This window comes from Romboutsia sp., assembly GCF_056995035.1.
Window position 1 is genome coordinate 32,587 of sequence record NZ_JBXKIW010000049.1, and the last position, 22,151, is coordinate 54,737.

18 protein-coding genes are annotated in these 22,151 nt (G+C 30.2%); 1 reads left to right on the forward strand and 17 read right to left on the reverse strand.

Going from position 1 to position 22,151, the window contains the following annotated elements; genetic code table 11:
- Positions 1-7: 7 nt before the first annotated feature.
- The 7 genes from prdD to AC11VW_RS07635 form a co-directional block, all read right to left on the reverse strand.
- Positions 8-766 (reverse strand): proline reductase cluster protein PrdD, encoded by a 759-nt coding sequence (gene prdD / locus AC11VW_RS07605; protein WP_484300808.1) that lies wholly within the window; start codon positions 764-766, stop codon positions 8-10.
- Between the two features lie 75 nt (positions 767-841).
- Complete coding sequence (gene prdB / locus AC11VW_RS07610) at positions 842-1,567, reverse strand: D-proline reductase (dithiol) protein PrdB (RefSeq protein WP_484300809.1); 726 nt, start codon at positions 1,565-1,567, stop codon at positions 842-844.
- 16 nt (positions 1,568-1,583) lie between these two features.
- On the reverse strand, positions 1,584-1,865 hold the full coding sequence (locus tag AC11VW_RS07615) for a CBO2463/CBO2479 domain-containing protein (protein WP_484300810.1): 282 nt from the start codon (positions 1,863-1,865) through the stop codon (positions 1,584-1,586).
- A 34-nt stretch (positions 1,866-1,899) separates the two neighbouring features.
- Entirely contained in the window at positions 1,900-3,765 is a 1,866-nt protein-coding gene (gene prdA / locus AC11VW_RS07620) for a D-proline reductase (dithiol) proprotein PrdA (RefSeq protein WP_484300811.1), read from the reverse strand.
- A gap of 18 nt (positions 3,766-3,783) precedes the next feature.
- On the reverse strand, positions 3,784-5,070 hold the full coding sequence (gene prdC, locus AC11VW_RS07625; protein WP_484300812.1) for a proline reductase-associated electron transfer protein PrdC: 1,287 nt from the start codon (positions 5,068-5,070) through the stop codon (positions 3,784-3,786).
- A 331-nt stretch (positions 5,071-5,401) separates the two neighbouring features.
- Complete coding sequence (locus tag AC11VW_RS07630) at positions 5,402-6,673, reverse strand: sigma 54-interacting transcriptional regulator (protein WP_484300813.1); 1,272 nt, start codon at positions 6,671-6,673, stop codon at positions 5,402-5,404.
- A gap of 42 nt (positions 6,674-6,715) precedes the next feature.
- Positions 6,716-7,168, reverse strand: coding sequence for a CBS domain-containing protein (locus AC11VW_RS07635; protein ID WP_484300814.1), 453 nt, complete (start codon positions 7,166-7,168; stop codon positions 6,716-6,718).
- A gap of 283 nt (positions 7,169-7,451) precedes the next feature.
- Here AC11VW_RS07635 and AC11VW_RS07640 point away from each other — a divergent pair, with 283 nt between their 5' ends.
- Entirely contained in the window at positions 7,452-8,417 is a 966-nt protein-coding gene (locus AC11VW_RS07640; protein WP_484300815.1) for an ornithine cyclodeaminase family protein, read from the forward strand.
- A 122-nt stretch (positions 8,418-8,539) separates the two neighbouring features.
- On the opposite strand, the gene AC11VW_RS07645 is transcribed toward AC11VW_RS07640, so the two are convergent.
- The 10 genes from AC11VW_RS07645 to pepF form a co-directional block, all read right to left on the reverse strand.
- Positions 8,540-11,203, reverse strand: coding sequence for a valine--tRNA ligase (locus AC11VW_RS07645; RefSeq protein ID WP_484300816.1), 2,664 nt, complete (start codon positions 11,201-11,203; stop codon positions 8,540-8,542).
- Between the two features lie 585 nt (positions 11,204-11,788).
- Positions 11,789-12,604, reverse strand: a complete 816-nt coding sequence (locus AC11VW_RS07650; RefSeq protein ID WP_484300817.1) for a polysaccharide deacetylase family protein — start codon at positions 12,602-12,604, stop codon at positions 11,789-11,791.
- Positions 12,605-12,932: 328 nt separating this feature from the next.
- Positions 12,933-13,808, reverse strand: coding sequence for an FUSC family protein (locus tag AC11VW_RS07655; protein WP_484300818.1), 876 nt, complete (start codon positions 13,806-13,808; stop codon positions 12,933-12,935).
- Positions 13,809-13,989: 181 nt separating this feature from the next.
- Positions 13,990-15,342, reverse strand: coding sequence for an NADP-specific glutamate dehydrogenase (gene gdhA / locus AC11VW_RS07660; RefSeq protein ID WP_484300819.1), 1,353 nt, complete (start codon positions 15,340-15,342; stop codon positions 13,990-13,992).
- 301 nt (positions 15,343-15,643) lie between these two features.
- Positions 15,644-16,297: a phosphate signaling complex protein PhoU gene (gene phoU, locus AC11VW_RS07665; protein ID WP_484300820.1), complete on the reverse strand. Its 654-nt coding sequence runs from the start codon at positions 16,295-16,297 to the stop codon at positions 15,644-15,646.
- A gap of 48 nt (positions 16,298-16,345) precedes the next feature.
- A complete protein-coding gene (gene pstB, locus AC11VW_RS07670) occupies positions 16,346-17,107 on the reverse strand; it encodes a phosphate ABC transporter ATP-binding protein PstB (protein WP_484300821.1) in 762 nt (253 codons plus the stop codon).
- 20 nt (positions 17,108-17,127) lie between these two features.
- Positions 17,128-17,952 (reverse strand): phosphate ABC transporter permease PstA, encoded by an 825-nt coding sequence (gene pstA, locus AC11VW_RS07675; RefSeq protein WP_484300822.1) that lies wholly within the window; start codon positions 17,950-17,952, stop codon positions 17,128-17,130.
- 1 nt (position 17,953) lies between these two features.
- Positions 17,954-18,874 carry a phosphate ABC transporter permease subunit PstC gene (pstC, locus tag AC11VW_RS07680; RefSeq protein ID WP_484300823.1) on the reverse strand — a complete coding sequence of 307 codons (921 nt, stop codon included), beginning with the start codon at positions 18,872-18,874 and terminating at the stop codon, positions 17,954-17,956.
- Positions 18,875-19,281: 407 nt separating this feature from the next.
- Complete coding sequence (locus AC11VW_RS07685) at positions 19,282-20,121, reverse strand: phosphate ABC transporter substrate-binding protein (RefSeq protein WP_484300824.1); 840 nt, start codon at positions 20,119-20,121, stop codon at positions 19,282-19,284.
- A gap of 190 nt (positions 20,122-20,311) precedes the next feature.
- Complete coding sequence (gene pepF, locus AC11VW_RS07690; RefSeq protein ID WP_484300825.1) at positions 20,312-22,096, reverse strand: oligoendopeptidase F; 1,785 nt, start codon at positions 22,094-22,096, stop codon at positions 20,312-20,314.
- Positions 22,097-22,151: the final 55 nt, after the last annotated feature.

Sequence of the window (22,151 nt, forward strand, 5' to 3'; positions counted from 1 at the left end):
ACCTCTTTTAAGTCATAGCTCTAAGGGCGCCATCTCTATATTCATTAGGAGATATAATCATAGGTACATTTGCCATATCGATTATAGATGTTCCACCATTTAAACCACTTGGTTCATTTGGAAATAACTGATTATCATACATTGCACCTTGCCCTGCTATTTGTTTTACTATGACGATTTTTTTTGCATTAGGTCTTATTTTGTCAAAATATTCACGAACTTGAGTGGCATTTCTACCATCTTCTTCTTTTAAAACATCCCTAATCTGTTGTATAAAATCATCACATGCTTTAAATACTGTTAATGGAAGATTTCTTTCATATGGCAAGCCGCCTTTAACTGTTACATCTATATGTATTATATAATCAGTAGTTGAAGGTGTTCCGTATCTTCCAAATATAATTTGATCTTGAAGATTACCTTCTGAAGATCCAAACTCATGCATTTGTCTTCCATCTTCATCTACACCAGTTAGCATCACATATACTCCAGTTAAAGTATGAGTTATACCTTCTCCTAGTATTCCTAATACCTTAGTAGATATCGGGACTATATCCATGATAGTATTTATATCTCTATCATAGTCTCCAGGTTTAATTATATCTAATTTTATATCTGATATTAAATTATTTTGTTCTTTTATAAATTGTATACTTGATATATCTATGGAAAGTACATCTTTATTTATTGATGTTTTAGAATCGACTTTAACTTCATTAATATGAAATGGTTTTATAACAAGTCTTCTTAATATTTTTTCTTCCATAATTACCACCTTTTTTATAAACCCTTCTCCTTAAACAAGGAGAAGGGTTTATTATTTTTAAATAAAAGCTAAATTCTAAACGTGAGCTTTATATTCATATGGTAATGGAATTATCTTACCAGCAGATGGTATTGCTATTAACTGCTTTAAAGTATCTTTTAATATATTTGTTTGCATTTCTATATTGTTTGGTTCTCCAGCATTAGCTCCCATTGGAACCAATGGAGCAACTGCTCTTGGACTTCCATTTTGTCTAACTACTGGTGGTAAAGCTGCGATTACTATTGTAGGTATTCCAGCAGCTTCTATGGCTCTCTGCACGATCACGGCAGTTCTATGGCAAGTACCTCAGCCAGCAGTTAAGACTACTCCGTCTACGCCTTCTTCTTTTAATTTTTGAGCTATAGCAGGTCCACTTTCTTCACTGAAAGCTGTTTGGTCTCCACCACCACCCATAAATCCATAATGAACAGGTGCAACTCCTTTTACAAATCCTTCTGCAGCTAATTCATTTAATCTATCTATAGGGAACATACAGTTTATATCTTTATTAACATCTCCATTATCGTATCCACCATGTGATACCATCATTTCGTCAACTGTAGCAGTATTTGGTATTTCTCTAAATGTAGTATCTCCTGCTAAGTTAAATTTCTTGTCAGATTTTAAGTGAACACCAGCTGCTGTAGCTAAAGCAATTGTCATATCTTTTAATTCTTTAGTTACAGGAGTCCATACTGGAGGAGGTGTTATTGGAACAAATATTTCAGATTGAAGTCCTTTTATTGTTGTAAGGCTCATGTGTTTCCTCTCCCTTCTATTTTTCAGAATTTTCTTTAATGTTTTTTAATTTTTCTTCAGTTCTTCTTATATTTTCTACATAATTTGCATTAGGTACTGGACTTAACACCTCGGGATAGCTTAGTAAAAATCCAACTTCTAGACCTAATTCCAGTTCGTAGTCAGTTATAAGCATTCTTTTAGGTATCTTAAATTGTCCAAGTCTTCCTTTAAGGTCTATAGTAACTCCACCATCTGTAAGTTCAACTATAACACCCTCATACATTCTTTCTGTAGAGATATATTTTAATCTATCCATTATTATTTACCTCTTTTCAACTTGGCTTATATTTTTATTTTTCGTATATTTCTATTCTCTTTTTACTCTTTGGTAAACTTTGCTCATTTTCTTCTAATTTTATTTCTTGTCCTGTTGCTTTTTCTATAGCTTCTATGTTATTTAACTTAACATTAGCATTCCATTTTCTTTCAGCAGCTTTTATTTCTTCTCCCGCTATTACAGACTTAAGCATTGCTAAAGCTCTTATAGCATCTTCTGGAGATAATGTATTGTTTGATAATATTTCATTTTCTATACCTTGCTTAGACTTATTGTTGTCTATCATGTACTTCATGTATTTATTACCAACAACTAAAGCACCTTGAACAGCTGAGAATGACATACCAACTACTGGAATATCTCTCATACCTATTTGTTCTATATGAGATGCAAAGTCTATATGGTTATTTCCGAATCCTTCAGTTGTTACTATAGCTCCGTCAACACCCATAGCTTCTATCATCATACCTAATCTCTTAGATACATAGAATTTCTCAGCATTTACTTGTGGAGACCCAACAAATACAACACCTACTAAATCTATTTCTTCATCTTCCATAGCCTTTATTACTAATGGCTCTCTGAAGTAATGTCTTGACATTTCCTTAGATGCAGGTCCTATACAAGTTAATGCATGTATACCACCATCTAATACTTCAAGTGGAGATAATACAACTGGAACATTTCCTAAGTCAACGTTTGGTTGAGCTCCTAATGTACCAACTGGTTCAACTGGTAATATTAAGTTGTCATGCATTGCACCTTGACCCATTATCTCTTTGATAACTACAACTTTTTTCTTACCTGCTCTTCTATATTGAGTTAACTCTTCAGTATCTACTACTAAAGATTCATCAGCTTTCTTTAATGCTTCTCTTATTTCTTGAGTGATGTAATCACTAGCACAGTGTGCAGCTAAAGGTCCTGGTCTTTCCATGTTAGTACCAGCTTTTATCGTTACTTGAGTTTTTATGAATATATCACCTTTGTCAGGAGCACCTGGTCTTCCCCACATTATGTTAGTTTCTAATACACCTTCTGAAGAACCGAACTCACCTATTTGAACTCCATCTTCATCTGTACCAGTAACCATCATTATAACTCCGTCTAAAATTCTAGTTATACCAGTTCCTAATTCGCCTTCTTCTTTAGTTGCAATAGGTTGTACATCCATTACAGTTTCACTATAAGTGTTGTACTTATCTGGAGTTATTATTTCTAATTTAAGGTCAACTACTAAATCTTGATTATCTACAGCTTCTTTAGTTAAAGTCTCTGGAGTTCTTATATATAAAGTTGTTCCTTCTATTTTAGTTTCTTGTCCAAATTCAACTTTTTCTATCTTAAAGTGCTTCTTAGTTAAAGTTCTTAAAACTTTAGCTTCTAGTTCAACGTTTTCTTTTACTGGTACTTCTACTTGAACTGGAGCTTGAGTTTGAGCTACTTGAACTGGAGCTACTCCCATTTGAGCTGCTACTGATAAAGGTATTTCTAAGTTTATATCTCTACCTTCACCTATGTGTATCTTTATTGTTTGACCATTTACTGGTGCAACTGTTGCTACTGTTGCTACTGGAGCAACTTCTTTAACTTCCTCTACTACAACTTCTTTTTTAACTTCTTCTACTACTATACCGTCTAAACAATCTGGTGTTAAAGGTGATAAAGCATCCATAGTTTTAGTTAATTTTGCACCTAAAACTTGTCCTATTGTTAAACAATTTTCTGGTATTGTTAGTAATCCAGAATCCTCTAAATCAGCAAATATTGCTGGATCTTCTAAGTTTGATGGTTCTATTGTTGTTCCTGCTTCAAATCTACAGCAGCATATTGCTGGATCTTTAGCATGCTCTTTAGCTGTTTCTACAGTTATTGACATTACAAATACCTCCTTACACTATTTTTTTCTTCTATATATTTTATGTCCTGAAGCTCTTAAAACATGATCAGTACTATGGTATACAGGCATTCCTAACCTAGGCGCCACTTGCATCACTGTGTTAGTTCAGTCCTCGCAATTTCCTATTAGTACAGCCTCTGCTCCTTGACTTTTTAACTTAAGTACTTTCTCTGCTTGTCCTGGGCATATTCCTGGTAAATCACATCTAAATCTGCCATTTACTTCAGTCATTCTCTTGCATCTTTCTTCTGCCACAACTTCTGCTCCCATTAAAGATGCGATTTCTTTTAATCTATCTTCCTGGGCTCCACATTCACAAGCAATGATTCCTAACTTTTTAGTTTCATTAGGTAATGGCATTGATACTAATATCCCCCCCAGAGTTTTAGTTACTGGGCTTTCCTCTTCACCGTGTCTACCAGTAAAAGGTCCCCCTAAAACTATTTCTCCATAAGGTTTTACGTATCCACCACATTCTTCAATAAAGTTTATTATTGGCATTCCTATTGGAACATCCATAAATACTCTACCCTTATTTTCTGCTCCTTTTACTCTTCCTCCAACAGTTATATCTTTAGATATAAAAGGTTTTCTATCTTCTATTGCTTCAACTATACGTTTTATAGTTTCTACATTAGAAACAACTGCTTTCGCTTCTATTGGAAGTTGGCCTGGAACAAGAGTTACTCCTAATAATTCTCTTACAATAACTCTCTCGTCACCAGCTGGATACATATCTGGTAAATATTTAATTTCTATATTTTTTTCATCTTTACAAGCTTTTCCTAATGCTATTAGAGACTTTTTGTATTTTGGCTTTACAGCTATGTAAGCCTTTTCTGCTTTAGTTATATCTAACATGTACTTTAATCCCTTAACTAAAATCTCAGGATTTTTTTCCATAAACTCTACATTGTGTCCTAATACAGGTTCACACTCTGCAGCATTTGCTATAATATAACCACCTGTAAGATCTACATTAAGCTTAACATGAGTTGGGAAACCAGCTCCACCAGCTCCAACTATACCAGCTTCTTTTATAGCTTCTAAATTGCTTTCTGTTTCTTTTATCTTTACATACTCACTTGGTTGATTTTCATTAGCTTCTATTAATATTGCAGTTTCTGTTATATCAACAACTTTACCATATACACTAGCATGTATATTAGCTCCTAATCCCTGAGGTTGTGCTACAAGTTGACCCTTTTTAACTTCACTTCCAACCTCAACAACAGGATTACACGGCGCTCCTACATGTTGTCTCAATTCTATTTTAAGTATCATAGTCGTCACCTCCCTGCCAGTTTTTCTTTTACGTCTTTTTATATAAGCAACTTTCATGCCAAGTGTTTTATATTATATATTTTTATGTTATTTTTATGTTATTCGTTTATAAAATAACATTTTTCGACACATTTCAGCCATATTTTTTATTTTTTTAGGTTCTTCTATCATTTCATCTATAATTATACATGCAAATGATTTCGTTTTCCTGAGATTTCGTCAATTTTCTGACACTTTTTAATTAATTTCTACATATAATTTTCGTTATTTTTATGACATAACTGTATTTAAGCAACTTTTATTTTTTTTACCGAAAGTGTCTATTTTTCGTCTATTGTCTATTTTTAGACATATCTATTTTGTATTGATCAATTTTATAATATAAAGTAGTTCTTGGTATATTTAAAATTTTAGCTGCTTTTGCTTTATTACCATTAGCCATTTCTAATGCTTTAGTTATTGTATTCACCTCTAATTTGTTTATAGCTTTAGTTAAATCTAATGGATATTCTTCTATATTATTATCCTTAACTTCATCTAATATGTACTCAGGTATATCATCTATTTCAATTGTATCTCCTCTAGACAATATCGCTAAGTTTTCCATAGTATTTTTAAGTTCTCTTATATTTCCTTTCCAGCTATATTTTTGTAATATATTCATAGCATCCTTACTTATATCTAAAATTTCTTTATTATTTTGTTTACATATTTCTTCTATAAATTTATATACTAATACAGCTATATCCTCCTTCCTTTCTCTAAGAGGAGGTAAATCAATTTGAACTACATTTAATCTATAATATAAATCTTCTCTAAATTTTCCCTGTTTAATTAATTCTAGTAAATTTTTATTAGTTGCAGATATTATCCTAGCATCTACTTTTATAATATTTTCCCCTCCTATTCTCCTAATTTCTTTTTCTTCAAGAACCCTAAGCAGTTTAGCTTGCATACTTAAAGGTAAATCTGCTATTTCATCTAAAAATACAGTTCCATTTTTAGCTAACTCAAATATACCCATTTTACCTTTTTTATTAGCTCCTGTAAATGAGCCTGATTCATACCCAAAAAATTCACTTTCAAATAATTCTGATGGAATTGCACTACAGTTTACTGGTATAAATTGACCTTTTCTCTCACTATCATCGTGTATTGCTCTTGCAAACCCTTCTTTTCCTGTACCACTTTCCCCAAATATAAATATACTGCTTGTTGTCTTAGAAACTCTTTTTACTTTCTCTTTTGCTTTCTCTAATTTATAGCTTTTTCCTAGTATATTTTTAAAACTTCCACTAGATAAGTTCTTAACCTCATCTTGGAGATATTTCAGACGACTCTCTGTATTTTTTAGTTTTTGTGAAAGTTTTTTAGCTTCCGTTACATCAACTTCTGTACAAACAACTCCAACAAACTCTGAGTTAATAAATATAGGATTTGCATCTACTAATCCATATATCTCTTTACCTTTATTTTTAATTTTATATACTCCACTTTCTCTGTTTTTAGTATTCAGGGCCTTATATGATATAGTATCTTTAAGATAATCCTCTATGGATTCTCCTAATATATGCTCTGCTTTTATGTTATATCTTTCTTCCATAAATTTATTCCAAAGAACTACAGTTCCATCTTTATTTATCGCTCATATACCTTCTTTTATTTCCCCTATTATGCATTCAATAGTCGCTCCATAATTTTCCATTTCCATATATAGAAAATCTCTTATGTGCTTTTGATTTATCACACCTATAATCTTTCCGTTTTCTAAAACTGGTAAAACACCTATATTACTTTTTATCATTTTATTTCTACATTCATCTAATTTGGCTTCTTTATCTATATGTATTATATGCTTAACCATAACTTCGCTAACTAACATATCTTTATAGTTTTCTTTTTTTCTAGATATTCCACAAATATCAGTTAAAGATACTATCCCTTTAAGTTTACCATCATCATTTATAATCATAACTTCTCTTTCATTATTCTTTATAAATAATTCTACAGCATTATCTAAATTATTATGTTCCTTCAAAATAATAAAATCTTTATTCATTACTTCTTTTACTTTTTTCATCTTTGGTATAGAAAACATTAGATCCTCCTAAATGCTATTAACTTAATTCACAATTTATAATATATTTTTATTTAATATTCACAAATTAACTTTTTATATGAAAAATAATTTCTACTTAATTAGTAGGTTTTATTTTCATTATTTTATACTATCATCAATTAGTAGTATTATCAAATTTTTAGTTATTGAGTTATCTTATTCTGAGTTATTTAAACCCATTATTTTACAAATTAGCCACAATCCTTTTATATAACAACTTAAAATGCTATAATAATATCAATATATTTTAAGGGGGATTATGATGATATATTTAAATTCTAAGGATATACTAAACTCAATAACACTAGACGAAATTATGGATACGATAGAGGAAGCTTATAAGATATATACAAGCAATAACTTTAATATGCCCGACAGAATTCATGTAGATAATGGAAATTTAACATCGCTCTATATGCCATGTTTTACAAATGAAGCATTCGGGACAAAAATACTTACTATCTCACCTAATAATACTAAAATAAACAAGCCAATTATAGATGGAGTAATGGTAGTTAATGATGTAGAAACCGGAGAAATAGTTTGTATGATGGATGGTAAAACGCTTACATCGTTAAGAACAGGGGCTGTAGGAGGAGTTGGAGTTAAGCATACTACAAGCAAGGATATACAAAGTATTGGACTTATCGGAACAGGTGCACAAGGGTTTTATCAGGTACTCTATGCATGTAAGGCAAGAACTATAAAAAATGTCTACTTATACAATAGAACAAAAAATAAAGCTATAAACTTAAAAATTGAATTAGAGAAAGAACTAAAAAATATAAACATAAATGTAGTAGATAGTTCTCGCGAATTAGTAGAAAATAGTGAAGTAATAATAACAGCTACGACTTCTTCTCAACCAGTTATAGAGAATGATAAAGAATTATTAAAAGGAAAGCATATAATAGCTATAGGTTCATACACGCCCGACATGAAAGAATTGCCTGATGCCTTATTTGAAGTGGTAGATAAAGTTATAGTAGATACTGACTTTGCAAAAGAGGAAAGTGGAGACTTATGCTTGCCTATAAAGAATAACCTTATAAAATCTGAAAATATAGAAAATATGGGGGATTTTTTAGAAAACAATACTAATTTTGATATAAAGGATAAAACAACATTATATAAATCAGTAGGTATGGGTCTATTCGATCTAGTTGTAGCTAATAAGATATATATAAAGGCGCTTGAAAAAGGAATAGGCCAATACATAGAATTATAATAAATGTATAGTAATATTTTCAAATGTTAACTTTAATAGGTTCTCGTGCAAAAAAAAATTTTTTTTTAATAAAATATAAAAATCTCATGTGATTATATAATAATCACATGAGATTTATTAAATTACTTAATTTTATCTTCTAAATTTTCAAGTCTTTCAACTACAGACTTCATCATTTCTTCAAACTTTTCTTTCTTAGCTTCTTCTTCTTTAACTAAACTATCAGGAGCTTTTGCTAAGAATCCTTGATTAGAAAGTTTTCCGTTAACTCTCTTGATTTCACCTTCTAATTTAGCTTTTTCCTTGCTTAATCTTTCGATTTCTTTAGCAAAGTCAACCAATTCATCAAGTGGTATGAATATCTTAACACCATCTATAACAATACTTACAGCATCTTCTGGTATGTTAGTTTCATTTTCTGCTATTTCAATAACTGATGCAGATGCTAATGTTACAAAGTAATCCCTACCAGCTTCCATAGCTTCTCTCTTTTCAGTAGTTGGAACTATTATAACCTTAGCTTTCTTTGATGGTGGTACGTTCATTTCTGCTCTTACGTTTCTTATATTTCTTATCCCATCCATCGTTAAGTTCATCATTTTTTCTTCTTTAGTCATGTTATCAGCATCTGTGTAATGCGGCCACTGAGCTACAACTATACTTCCTTCTACTGTTTTTAGGTGAGTATATATTTCTTCTGTTATAAATGGCATGTATGGGTGAAGAAGTTTTAATATTTTTTCTAATACATATGTTAATGTGTATAATGCTGTTTGCTTAGCAGCTTTATCTTCAGAGTATAATCTTGGTTTAACTATTTCTATATACCAGTCACAGTATTCAGACCATGCAAAATCATATATCTTTTGAGCTGCTATACCTAAGTCAAACTTATCCATGTTATCAGTAACTTCTTTAACAACATTGTTTGCTCTTGATATTATCCATTTATCAGCTAATGTCATATTAGCTTGTACAGATTCTCTAGTAACACCATACATTATATCGTCTTCTATATTCATGAATACAAATCTTGATGCATTCCATAATTTATTAGCGAAGTTTCTTGATGATTCTACTCTTTCCATGTAGAATCTCATGTCATTTCCTGGGGAATTTCCAGTAGTTAACATGAATCTTAGTGCATCAGCTCCGTATTGGTCTATTACTTCTAACGGGTCTATTCCATTTCCTAGAGATTTACTCATCTTTCTACCTTCTGAGTCTCTAACTAATCCATGTATTAATACATGCTTGAATGGAGTTTCTCCCATACAGAATTTACCTGCAAATGCCATTCTTACTACCCAGAAGAATATTATATCATATCCAGTAACAAGTACACTTGTTGGATAGTAATAACTTAAATCTTCTGTTTTGTTTGGCCATCCTAAAGTTGAGAAAGGCCATAATGCAGAAGAGAACCAAGTATCTAGTACGTCTTCATCTTGCTTGAAGTTAGTGTGTCCACACTTACAAGCCGTTGGCATTTCTTTTGATACTATTACTTCACCACAATCTTGACAGTAGTAAGCTGGTATTTGGTGACCCCACCATAATTGTCTTGATATGCACCAGTCTCTTATATTTTCTAACCATTGTGAGTAAGTTTTATCAAATTTATCTGGTACAAATTCTAAATCTTTGTTCTTTAACATATCTAGAGCAGGCTTAGCTAACTCGTCCATTTTAACGAACCATTGATCAGATAATCTTGGCTCAACTACTGTACGACATCTGTAGCAAGAACCTACATTGTGGTTATGATCTTTTATTGCTATTAAGTAACCAGCTTCATCTAAATCAGCTATAAGTTGCTTTCTGCATTCATATCTGTCCATACCTTCGTATTTTCCAGCTAAATTATTCATAGTTCCATCTTCGTTCATTACGTTTATCTTTTCAAGATCATGTCTTTTCCCTACTTCAAAATCGTTAGGGTCATGTGCTGGAGTCATTTTAACTGCACCAGTACCGAAATCTAAATCTACATAATCATCAGCAACTATTATAAGGTCTCTACCTACCATAGGAAGTATAGCAAGCTTACCTACTAAATGCTCATATCTTTCATCTTCTGGGTTTACAGCTATTCCTGTATCACCTAACATTGTTTCTGGTCTAGTTGTAGCTATTTCTAAGAACTCATTACTATCCTTTATTGGATACTTTATATGATAGAATTTTCCATCATGCTCTTCATGCTCAACTTCTGCATCAGATAAAGTAGTCTTACAGTCTGGACACCAGTTTATTATTCTGTTTCCTCTGTATATTTGACCTTTTTCATATAGTTTCACAAAGAACTCTGTAACTGCCTCATTACATCCTTCATCCATTGTGAATCTTTCTCTATCCCAATCACAAGAATCGCCTAACTGTTGCATTTGGTCTACTATTTTTCTACCAAATTCATTTCTCCAGTCCATAGCTCTCTTTAGGAATTCTTCTCTTCCTAATTCGTACTTAGTTTTTCCTTCTTGCTCTTTTATTCTTTCAACAACCTTAACTTCTGTTGCTATAGAAGCATGGTCTGTTCCTGGTTGCCATAATGTTTCGTAACCATCCATTCTCTTCCATCTTACAAGTATATCTTGTAATGTATGGTCAAGTGCATGACCCATGTGTAATTGACCTGTTATGTTAGGTGGTGGAAGCATTATTGTAAACGGCTTCTTTTCTGGATTTGGCTTAGATTTAAAAAGTCCATCTTCTAGCCATTTTGAATATAATCTTGATTCAAAATCTTTAGGATTATACGTTTTTGATAAATTAGTATTTTCCATTGTGTTTCCTCCTTTTATATAATTAATTTTGTATTTTTACTTTATTATAAAAACTCTTTTTGCCTGTACATTAACTATACTTATAATTGATACTAGTGGTAGACATTTTAATTTTCAATAAAAAAGAGCCTTCAATCCTATTAATAAGGACGAAAAGCTCGCGTTACCACCTTAATTCCATCATTAAATCATTTATTAGTTTTTCGTAAAGAAAGATTAAATATACTTTACTTTATTACTTGCTAAAAAATAATATAATACTGGCTCTCAACAGACTTTAACGATTCCCACCGTCTAAACTTACTATTAGTTCCGCTTAGAAACTCCGAAGCTACCTTCTGCAAACCTATACCAAGAAAACCTTTCAGCCTTTGAGTTTTCCTCTCTTTTAGTAGTATTTACATACTCCTCTTCATCACAGTTTTTATTTTGATTTATTATTTAATTATATCCAATTATTATTATTATTGTCAATTATTTATATAATATATGTATTATTTTAATTTTAATTACTTATTATTAAAATAATATGCCCTTAGTCAACCTTCATACAAGCTTACATATAAGCTTCTTAGCTAAAAAACTCTATAAATTTTTATCCCAGTAATTTCTTTCCTGAATATCTTCCGTTACTGGAAGTATATCGTATCCTCGTTCTTTTAAAACTCTTATCATTCGATCTAGAGCATCTACTGTTTGCTGTTTCTCATGCATCAATATTACTAAATTAGGATTATTTCTACCATAGTATAATACATTACTTACTATATTATCTGTTGTCGATTTCCAATCTTGTGTATCTAAATTCCAATCCCACATTCTATATCCATTTTGTAATAATAGTTCATGAGAATCTTCTGGCATATATGGTTTACTTCCATATGGTACTCTTATCAAATTAGATACCTCTCCAGTTATATGATAGAAGGTTTCTTGACAAGTGTCGAATTCTTTTAGTGTTGCTTCTGCACTTTTATATAGCTCTTTTACATCATGTGTTACGCTATGAAATCCGGCACTATGTCCTTCTTTTTCTATTCTTTCAACTTCATCTTTATATGTTTTCATATTTTTATCAATCATAAAGAACGTAGCTTTAACATCATTTTCTTTTAATATATCTAATATATTATTTGTGTATTTTGAAGGTCCATCATCTATTGTTATATATGCTATCTTATGAGAATTAGGAATTGGCCCCTTTTGTTCTTTAGATGTGGCTTTATTTATAACGTCTGTTAGTGTCTTATTCTTTACTAAGCTTAATATTATATTATTCTCAGTATAGTTAGTGATTTTTTTAGTATATTCTTGGGTTAAAAACCCACCTCCTACTATACACACAACTAAAATTATTCCTATAATTGACGTATAAATAGTCTTATTAGATTTATACTTCATCCCCAAAATCTCCCTCTTGTATAATAACTATTTCTATAGCTTTACTACATGCAATCATCGGAGACACAGACGGAGAGACATTTTCCAAATTCACCTACAAAAGAAGATCAACTATAGCATATACCTGACAACTTCCCTCTTTTAATAGCTTAACCATTGGAATAAACTGTATCTTGTCCTATATAGCTCCTAATTTACAATTTAATATACACTCTCCGGATGAGCTGTATATATTTTGCTTATTACAATCTATATGCCTTTATTTAATTAAACATGTCTCAATTTTTTGTTAATATTTGTAAAGGTACTGTATTTTATTTATAACTTGCTAATTTGGATTGTTGCGGTTATGAAGTAATTTTATTTCATCTATTATTTTTCCTAAGTGATAGTTAAATACAGGACTTTCACTCTCATCTATGTCCCAATTTATTTTTTCTAATTCATACATATCTTTAATATTTTTATAATTTTCTTCATTCAAATATAATATTTTATCTAATAACTCTATTGATTGCATATGAAAATATATTTCTTTATATAAAGAAATTTCTTTTTGTATATTCTCTACATCTACTTTATTTTTACTATAATTTAATTCATCTATAAGTTTAGAATATATCCCTTCTAATCTCTTTATTTCCTTCTCAAACTTAACTATATTAAATTTTTCTTTATTTATTATCTTGTCTTTTAAACATAATTTAGCTATTTTTTCCATATTACTTAAGTTATCTGCTATTTTTTCTACATAATCAGGTCTTGCTAATAAATAATTCACCAGAACTCCTATTATAACACCTACACCTGTATCTATAACTCTATGTATAGAATAATGAGCAGGATTATAAGTTATATCACCTAGCTGTATAGATAAAAATGTTACACTAGAAACTATGATACCTGTATTTATTTTTAATGTCGTACAACCATAAATAGTAGCCATGGTTCCTAATCCACATAATATTGGATCTCCTGCCTTAATAAGTACACTTAAAAATCCTATTATCCCACCTAATATGGTTCCTTTAATTCTATTTAATCCTAATTTTAGAGATCCTTTTACCGTATCTTGTACAGATACAATACATCCTACTGCTGCATACATTGGATTTTCTACTAAAAATTTCGCTGCAAATACACAAAGCGTTACTGCTATACCCGTCTTTATAGTTCTCATTCCAACTTTCTCTAACTTCAACATATTTCCTCCTTGATGTTAAACTATATTTTGACATCAATTTACGTTAACTCACATCATTATAATAGTATAATTGATTAATAGTAAAATGTGTAGATACTAATATTTTATCTTTTACAAAAAATAAAAAACGAACTCAAATTGAGTTCGTTCTTTTTAGTATTATAATTATTGATTTTTCAGCTTATATTATCCCTTGACTCATCATAGCATCAGCTACTTTTAAGAATCCTGCTATGTTTGCTCCAATTACGTAGTTTCCTGCATGACCATATTCTTCAGCCGCATTTTTAGATGCTTCAAATATATTTATCATTATATTTCTTAATTTTTCTTCTACTTCTTCAAATGTCCAAGAAAGTCTCATACTATTTTGAGACATTTCAAGAGCTGATGTTGCAACTCCTCCTGCATTTGCAGCCTTAGCTGGAGCTACTAATATTCCTTTCTCTAAGAAATAATCTACAGCTTCATTTGTACAAGGCATGTTTGCACCTTCACCAATTGCTATTACTCCATTTTCAACTAATATTTTAGCTTCATCTATACTTATATCATTTTGAGTTGCACAAGGAAGAGCTAAATCACATTTAACAGACCATATTCCCTTTTGTCCTTCAACGTATTTGCTTCCTTCTTTTCTATCTGCATACTCTTTGATTCTCTTTCTTTCAACTTCTTTTATTTGCTTAACTAACTCTATATCTATACCATTTTCATCAACTATGTATCCAGCAGAGTCACACATTGCAATTACGTTAGCACCAAATTCTTGAGCTTTTTGAGCTGCATATATTGCAACATTTCCTGAACCAGATATTACAACTCTTTGTCCTTTTAAGCTGTGTTTATGGTAGTTTAACATTTCGTTTACGAAGTATATAACACCAAATCCAGTAGCTTCTGTTCTAGCTAAAGAACCTCCGTAAGTTAATCCTTTACCAGTTAATACTCCAGCATCATAAGAATTTCTTATTCTCTTATATTGTCCAAATAAGAATCCTATTTCTCTACCACCTACACCTATATCTCCAGCTGGTACATCTACATCAGGACCTATATGTCTATATAATTCTGTCATGAAACTTTGACAGAATCTCATTATTTCTCTATCAGATTTTCCTTTAGGATTGAAATCTGAACCACCTTTTCCTCCGCCTATAGGTAAACCAGTTAAAGAGTTTTTAAATATTTGTTCAAATCCTAAGAATTTTACTATTGATAAATTAACTGATGGATGGAATCTTAATCCACCTTTGTAAGGTCCTATAGCACTATTAAATTGTACTCTGAATCCTCTGTTAATTTGCACATTTCCGTTATCATCAATCCATGGTACTCTAAACATTATTTGTCTTTCTGGTTCAACAATTCTTTCTAATATGCATTCTTTCATATATTCTGGATGCTTTACTAATACACCTTCTAATGAATGTAATACTTCTTCTATTGTCTGATGAAATTCACCTTCCCCTTTGTTTCTAAGCTTAACATCTTCGATAACTCTTTCGATTACTTCTTTTACATTTCTATCCATATTAATAGCCCCCCTTTATTATAAAAAAACCTTTTCTCTTACATAGTAGTCCTTTATTAATGTATTTTCAATATTTTTTTTGTGAAATTCATTTATTTTTTTATTTTTATACCAATTTACAAATCTTTGATGTTTTTGACACTAAAATCCTTTTTTACTATCTAAAATTTGTATAAATAAAAATTACAATACCAGTTAAAAATACAAATAGTATTTGATTGTAAAATTTGTTTTTTTAAAATTATTACATATGATTTTTAGATAATATACTTCAAAATAAAAAAAGGATAAAACCTAAGTTTTATCCTATCTCTACTCTATCCCCATTTATAGCATATATTACTTTTTCACATACATTTGTAACATGATCGCCAATTCTTTCTAAATATCTTCCTACAAATAAAAGTCTTACTCCTTGGTTTATTGTAGACGAATCTTTATTCATTACTTCTAAACAATCTACCTGAACATTATTATATAAGTCGTCTATTTTGTCATCTCTTGCAGCAATTTCATAACATAACTTTTCATCCGCAGTTTCTAATGCTATTGCAATATCTGCAAGCATCTTTTTACATTCTTGTGCCATTTCAGGAATATCTATTAATGTTTTTATATATAATTCTTCACCTATCTTCAGAGTCTCTGCAGCTATATTTGCTGCATAATCACCTATACGCTCTAATTCTATAGCTATATTACCTAAAGCGTATACATATCGTAAATCTTTTGCCATAGGTTGTCTTAAAGCTATTAGTTCTATACTTCTATCTCTTATATATTCTCTTAACGTATCTATTTCATCATCTTGTTCTATAACTTTTTTAGCGCCTTCTAAATCTTTTCTTACCATACAGTCAATTGCTTTATCTACTGCTTCTTCACATAGTCCTATCATAGTAATAGTATATTGCTTTAGTGTATTTATGCTTAATTCTAAATTTGTATTAACCATCTTAAAGCTCCTTTTTAAATATTATTATATCACAATATCCTATAATTTTTATCCAAATCTTCCTGTTATATAATCTTCTGTGCGTTTATCTTCAGGATTAGTAAACATTGTTGTTGTATCTCTAAATTCTATTACCTCTCCATTTAAAAAGAATGCTGTATCATCTGATACACGAGCTGCTTGTTGCATGTTGTGAGTAACTATAACTATAGTATAATCATCTTTTAAAGATTCTATTAATTCTTCTACTTTTGAAGTTGATATTGGATCTAGTGCTGATGTAGGTTCATCCATAAGTATAACTTCCGGCTTCATAGCTATTGCTCTAGCTATACATATACGTTGTTGTTGACCACCTGATAAACCTAGTGCCGAAGACTTTAATCTATCTTTGACCTCATTCCATATAGCTGCCCCTTTTAAACTTTCTTCTACTATCTTATCTAAAGTTTTTTTGTCTTTTATTCCCTGCGTACGAGGTCCATACGCTACATTATCATATATACTCATTGGGAACGGATTTGGTTTTTGGAATACCATGCCTACTTTAGTTCTTAACTGTATAACATCATTACTCTTATATATATCTTCTCCATCTACTTCTATCTTTCCTTTTATAGTTACATTTTCTATAAGGTCATTCATTCTATTTAATGTTCTTAAAAATGTTGATTTACCACACCCTGAAGGTCCTATTAAAGCTGTTACTTTTTTTTCTTTTATATTCATATTTATGCTTTTTAATGCTTGATTATCTCCATAAAATAAATCTAAATTATTTATACTTAATTTTATATTATTTGAATTCATTTTTACACCTCATAAATTTATTAATAGTTTGCTTTATTTAATTTCTTTGCTACAACCTTAGCTACTGTATTTAATAATAATACTATTATTATTAATACAACTCCTATGCTAGCTGCACCTTGTATATCGCCTGTTTCTTTTGTTAATAAATACGCGTGAACAGTTAAAGTTCTTGCACTATCAAATATACCACCTGGCATTTTAGCTACTGTTCCTGCAGTTAATAATATTGCAGCTGATTCTCCTATAACACGCCCAACTGATAATATAAGCCCTGATAATATACCTGGTATTGCACTTGGTAATACAACTTTATATAGTGTTTGAAACTTTGTAGACCCTAAAGCTAATGATGCTTCTCTATAGTTTTGTGGAACTGTTTTTAATGCTTCTTCTGTAGTTCTTATTATTACTGGTAATATTATTATTGCTACTGTAAGCGAACCTGATAATATCGAATACTTCATACCTAAAGTAACTACGAAGAATATTCCTCCAAATAATCCATATATTATAGATGGTATACCAGCTAAACTTTCTGTTGCAAATCTTATTGCCGTTACCATTTTTCCTTTTTTAGCATACTCTTGTAAATAAATCGCTGCTAATACTCCTATTGGAGTTGCTACTCCTATTGAAAGGAACACTGTATATAGTGTTGTAACTATCATTGGTAATATTCCACCATCTCCTGATGCTGAGTAGTCACTAAACAGGAAGGTAGGGTTTATACCACTAATTCCTTTTATAAATATATATCCTACTATTACTACTAGTGCAGTAACTGTAAATGCCGCTGATAAATAAACTAATGATTTTAATATATTTTCTTTTAACTTTCTCATACTAATCTACCGCCTTGTTTGAAAGTTTGTTTAATACTATATTTAATATTAATATAAATGTGAATAATACAACTCCTGTTGCAAATAGCATTTCTTGATGAGTTCCAAATGCATATCCCATTTCTAATGCTATATTAGTAGTAAGAGGTCTTACACTATCCATTAAAGATGTCGGCAATACTGGTGAGTTACCCGCTACAAGTATTACTGCCATAGTTTCACCTAATGCTCTACCTATTCCTAAAATAACTGCAGCTAATATACCAGATTTCGCAGCTGGTAACATAACTTTAAATATAGTTTCTATTTTTGAAGCACCTAATGCTAATGATCCTTCTTTATATGCTTGTGGTACTGCTCTTATAGCTATTTCTGATACTGATATTATTGTTGGTAGCATCATTACTGCTAAAACTACTATTACTGCTAAAAGACTTTGCCCTTTAGGAAGGTTAAATATATTTTGTATACCTGGAACTATTACTGCTAATCCAAACACCCCATATAAAACTGATGGTATTCCTGCTAATAATTCCACTGCTGGTGATATTATCTTTGCTAATTGTTTAGGAGCTACTTCTGCAATAAATACAGCAGTTAATATGCCTACTGGTACTCCTATTATTAAAGCTCCTATTGTAGCAATGATTGATGCTACTACCATAGATGATATTCCAAATTTATCTGCACTTGGTACCCAATCTGCTCCTGTTATAAATTCCATGAATGAGTATCCCTTAAATAAAAATGGTGTTAAACCTTTATAGAACACAAATCCTATTATTAAAAGTAAGCTTATAACTGCTATTAAAGCACTTAACATAAATATGTTTTTTGCCACCTCTTCAGCTATATACTTATTCTTATTGCCATCTTTATTGTCTCTTTGTTTTGTATTTATTATTCGAGATTTAACTAACATAAAAATCCTCCTCAAAATATATTAACTATATAAGTTCTAATTTTATTTCTACATTTTTTTCATTGATAAATATTAAGTTTATTTCTTATTATTGGGTATTACAACTAAAATCATGTAGATTATTTGATAAAACACATATATTATAAATAAATTTTCTCATTAATTATTAAGCCTTGATTTCATACAATCTTATAATATACGTTTAACGTTAAATCTACATTAGATTTAAGTTAAGCCAATGTAAAATTTACCTGAATCTTTTAACATAGATTTTACTTTACTCAAAATTCTAACTAAATTAAATAAAGTCTCATATGTATCTTAAAAAACCAGTTCATTTTTACTTTTATTAATTGAAAACTACAAAAAGACACATCTTACGATGTGCCTTTTTATAATGAAGATATTTATTTTATGCTTATTAAGCCTTTATCTTCTATGATTTTTTGTCCTTCATCACTTAATATGAAGTCTATTAATTTTTTCCCTTGCTCTGTTATAATATCTTCTTTATTAACTAATACAAAAGGTCTTGCTATAGGATAAGTCTTTGATTTTACATTTTCTGCATTTAATTCTACACCATCTACTGTTAACATGTTTACTGCATCATCCACATATCCAAGAGATAGATATCCTATTGCATTTTCATTTCCTTCAACTGTAGTTTTTATATTTCCTGAACCATCACTTATTTGAGCATCCTTAATTAATGCTTCTGATTCAAATCCTACTATATCTTGGAAACCATCTCTAGTTCCTGAACCATCTTCTCTTGATACTACTACTATTGGAGCATCCTTCCCTCCAACTTCTTTCCAATTAGTTATCTTTCCTGTATAGATATCTTTTATTTGAGCTGTTGTTAAATCTTTTATTTTATTATTTTTATGAGTTATAAGTGCTATACCATCAAGTGCTATTTTAGTTTCTTTTAACCCTGAACTTTTTTCTTCATCTTTTAAATCTCTTGATGCCATACCTATTTCAGAAGTTCCTTCAATTGCATTTTTTATTCCTGCTGATGTACCAACTTGTTGTATTTCTATACTTACACCTTTATTTTTTTCTTGGAATTTTTCCGCTAATATTTCCATTACTGGACCTACTGAAGTTGATCCTGATACTGTTACTTTTGCTTCATTTTTTGCTGCATTTTCACTTGATGTTTTAGATCCACATCCTACTGCTAAACTTCCTACTAACACTGTACTCGCTAATAATACTGCTATTTTTTTCTTAAACATTTTTGGTACCTCCATTTATATTTTAATTTTTATTATTTTCTGTTTCTTTTACAATTTAATAATACAGTTGTTATGTTAAGTGAATATTATAAACAGGTTAACTAGATGTAAATTGTGTTAAAAATGTGTAAAGATTAACCATATTATAATCAAGTAGGCATAAAAATTAATTTTTATGATTAAATTATTTTTAATATTCTCTTTCTAATTTATCAACTAAATAACTAAATACTTGTAGAGCCTTATCAACTGCTTCTTTCTTTTGCATATCAACTCCTGCTGCTCTTAGTTGATTTAATGGATAGTCAGATCCACCACTCTTTAAGAATGTTATATATCTATCTACTGCAGGCTGACCTTCTTCTAGTATCTGTTGACTTAATGCACTTGCAGCAGAGAATCCTGTTGCATATTTATATACATAGAAATTAGAATAGAAATGCGGTATTCTTGCCCACTCCAGTCCAATTTGTTCATCTACTATCGATGACTTTCCATAATATTTTTCATTTAATTTATAGTATATATCTGTAAATTCTTGTGCAGTTAAAGGTTCTCCTGATTCCACACTTTCATGAGTTAGTTTTTCAAATTCACCAAACATAGTTTGTCTATATACTGTAGTTCTAAATTGTTCTAAGTAATAATTTAATAAATATATTCTTTCTTCTTTAGATTTAGAGTTTTCTAATAAATAATTAATTAGAAGTAACTCATTTAATGTAGATGCAACTTCTGCTACAAATATCTTATAGCTTGAATATAAGTATGGTTGATTATTTCTTGAATAATAACTATGCATTGAATGACCTAATTCATGTATTAATGTGAATAAAGAATTAAGATCATCTTTATAACTCATTAATATATATGGATTAGAGTCATAACTTCCCCAAGAATATGCTCCACCTTGTTTACCTTCATTTTCATATACATCTATCCATCTTTCATCAAATGCCTTTTTAATTAAGTCTAAATATTCTTCACCTAATGGGCTTAATGCTTTAAGTATTATTTCTTTCGCATCTTCATAAGGTATCTTCATGTCAAATTTATCTGTCAATGGTACATATAAATCATACATATGTATCTCTTTTAGCCCTAGAAATTTCTTTTTCAACTCAATATACTTATTTAAGGCCACTAAATTCTCGTCTACTGCACATATAAGATTATTATATACGTCTACATTTATGTCATCTTGGAATAAAGATGCTTGTAATGCCGATTCATATTTCCTAATCTTAGCATAGAATATTTCTGATTTTATCCCTCCATATAAAGTTGATGCAAAAGTATTCTTATACTTCCCATAAACTGAATAAGTAGCTTCAAATGCATCTTTTCTAACCCTTGCATTTTTACTCTTTAAAAATAATGAGTAATTAGAATGAGTAATCTTAACTTTATTTCCTTTTTCATCCTCGATTTCAGGGAATTCTAAGTCTGAGAAAGATAAAATATCATAAACATTTTCAGGTATTCCTGATAAATCAGCAGCTGCTGCTAAAATCTCTTCTTCTCTTTCATTTAAAGTATGAGGTTTTTCTCTTAATATATCTTGTATGTGTTTCTCATAAAAAGATAATTTATCATTTTTTAAGTATTCTTTTAGCTTTTCATCATTAATAGCTATCAATTCTGGAACTAAGTATGATGTTGCCATTGATAGTTCTGTTGATAGCATATCTGTTTTTGTTGCCACTGCTTGATTTTCATTTATTCTAGTATCTTCATGTTGTTTCATATGAGTATATACATATAGATTTTGTAGTATTTGTGAAGCATTTTCTGATACATTTAAAGCTTCGTATAGTTTTTCCCAGCAATCTCCAAGTTTCCCTTTGTAATCTTTAGTCTTAGATATAAGTTCTTTTACTTTTTCTATATCTTTTTCTACAGCTTCCTTACTTGAATACATTTGTTCAATTTTCCATTTGTATTGTTCTTGTATAGTACTTCTATCTATTCCCATAATTTCATTCCTTTCAATAAAATTCGCTTCGCTCATATCGTTGATGCAGTGACTC

What these genes read in the sequence shown, in the direction of transcription:
- pstC (WP_484300823.1), bottom strand. Translation starts at nt 18,874, where the DNA reads ATGTTAGTTAAATCTCGAATAATAAATACAAAACAAAGAGACAATAAA.
- prdA (WP_484300811.1), bottom strand. Translation starts at nt 3,765, where the DNA reads ATGTCAATAACTGTAGAAACAGCTAAAGAGCATGCTAAAGATCCAGCA.
- AC11VW_RS07615 (WP_484300810.1), bottom strand. Translation starts at nt 1,865, where the DNA reads ATGGATAGATTAAAATATATCTCTACAGAAAGAATGTATGAGGGTGTT.
- AC11VW_RS07650 (WP_484300817.1), bottom strand. Translation starts at nt 12,604, where the DNA reads ATGAAGTATAAATCTAATAAGACTATTTATACGTCAATTATAGGAATA.
- AC11VW_RS07630 (WP_484300813.1), bottom strand. Translation starts at nt 6,673, where the DNA reads ATGGAAGAAAGATATAACATAAAAGCAGAGCATATATTAGGAGAATCC.
- prdD (WP_484300808.1), bottom strand. Translation starts at nt 766, where the DNA reads ATGGAAGAAAAAATATTAAGAAGACTTGTTATAAAACCATTTCATATT.
- AC11VW_RS07685 (WP_484300824.1), bottom strand. Translation starts at nt 20,121, where the DNA reads ATGTTTAAGAAAAAAATAGCAGTATTATTAGCGAGTACAGTGTTAGTA.
- pstA (WP_484300822.1), bottom strand. Translation starts at nt 17,952, where the DNA reads ATGAGAAAGTTAAAAGAAAATATATTAAAATCATTAGTTTATTTATCA.
- AC11VW_RS07635 (WP_484300814.1), bottom strand. Translation starts at nt 7,168, where the DNA reads ATGTTTTCTATACCAAAGATGAAAAAAGTAAAAGAAGTAATGAATAAA.
- AC11VW_RS07655 (WP_484300818.1), bottom strand. Translation starts at nt 13,808, where the DNA reads ATGTTGAAGTTAGAGAAAGTTGGAATGAGAACTATAAAGACGGGTATA.
- AC11VW_RS07645 (WP_484300816.1), bottom strand. Translation starts at nt 11,203, where the DNA reads ATGGAAAATACTAATTTATCAAAAACGTATAATCCTAAAGATTTTGAA.
- gdhA (WP_484300819.1), bottom strand. Translation starts at nt 15,342, where the DNA reads ATGGATAGAAATGTAAAAGAAGTAATCGAAAGAGTTATCGAAGATGTT.
- AC11VW_RS07640 (WP_484300815.1), top strand. Translation starts at nt 7,452, where the DNA reads ATGATATATTTAAATTCTAAGGATATACTAAACTCAATAACACTAGAC.
- pstB (WP_484300821.1), bottom strand. Translation starts at nt 17,107, where the DNA reads ATGAATTCAAATAATATAAAATTAAGTATAAATAATTTAGATTTATTT.
- phoU (WP_484300820.1), bottom strand. Translation starts at nt 16,297, where the DNA reads ATGGTTAATACAAATTTAGAATTAAGCATAAATACACTAAAGCAATAT.
- pepF (WP_484300825.1), bottom strand. Translation starts at nt 22,096, where the DNA reads ATGGGAATAGATAGAAGTACTATACAAGAACAATACAAATGGAAAATT.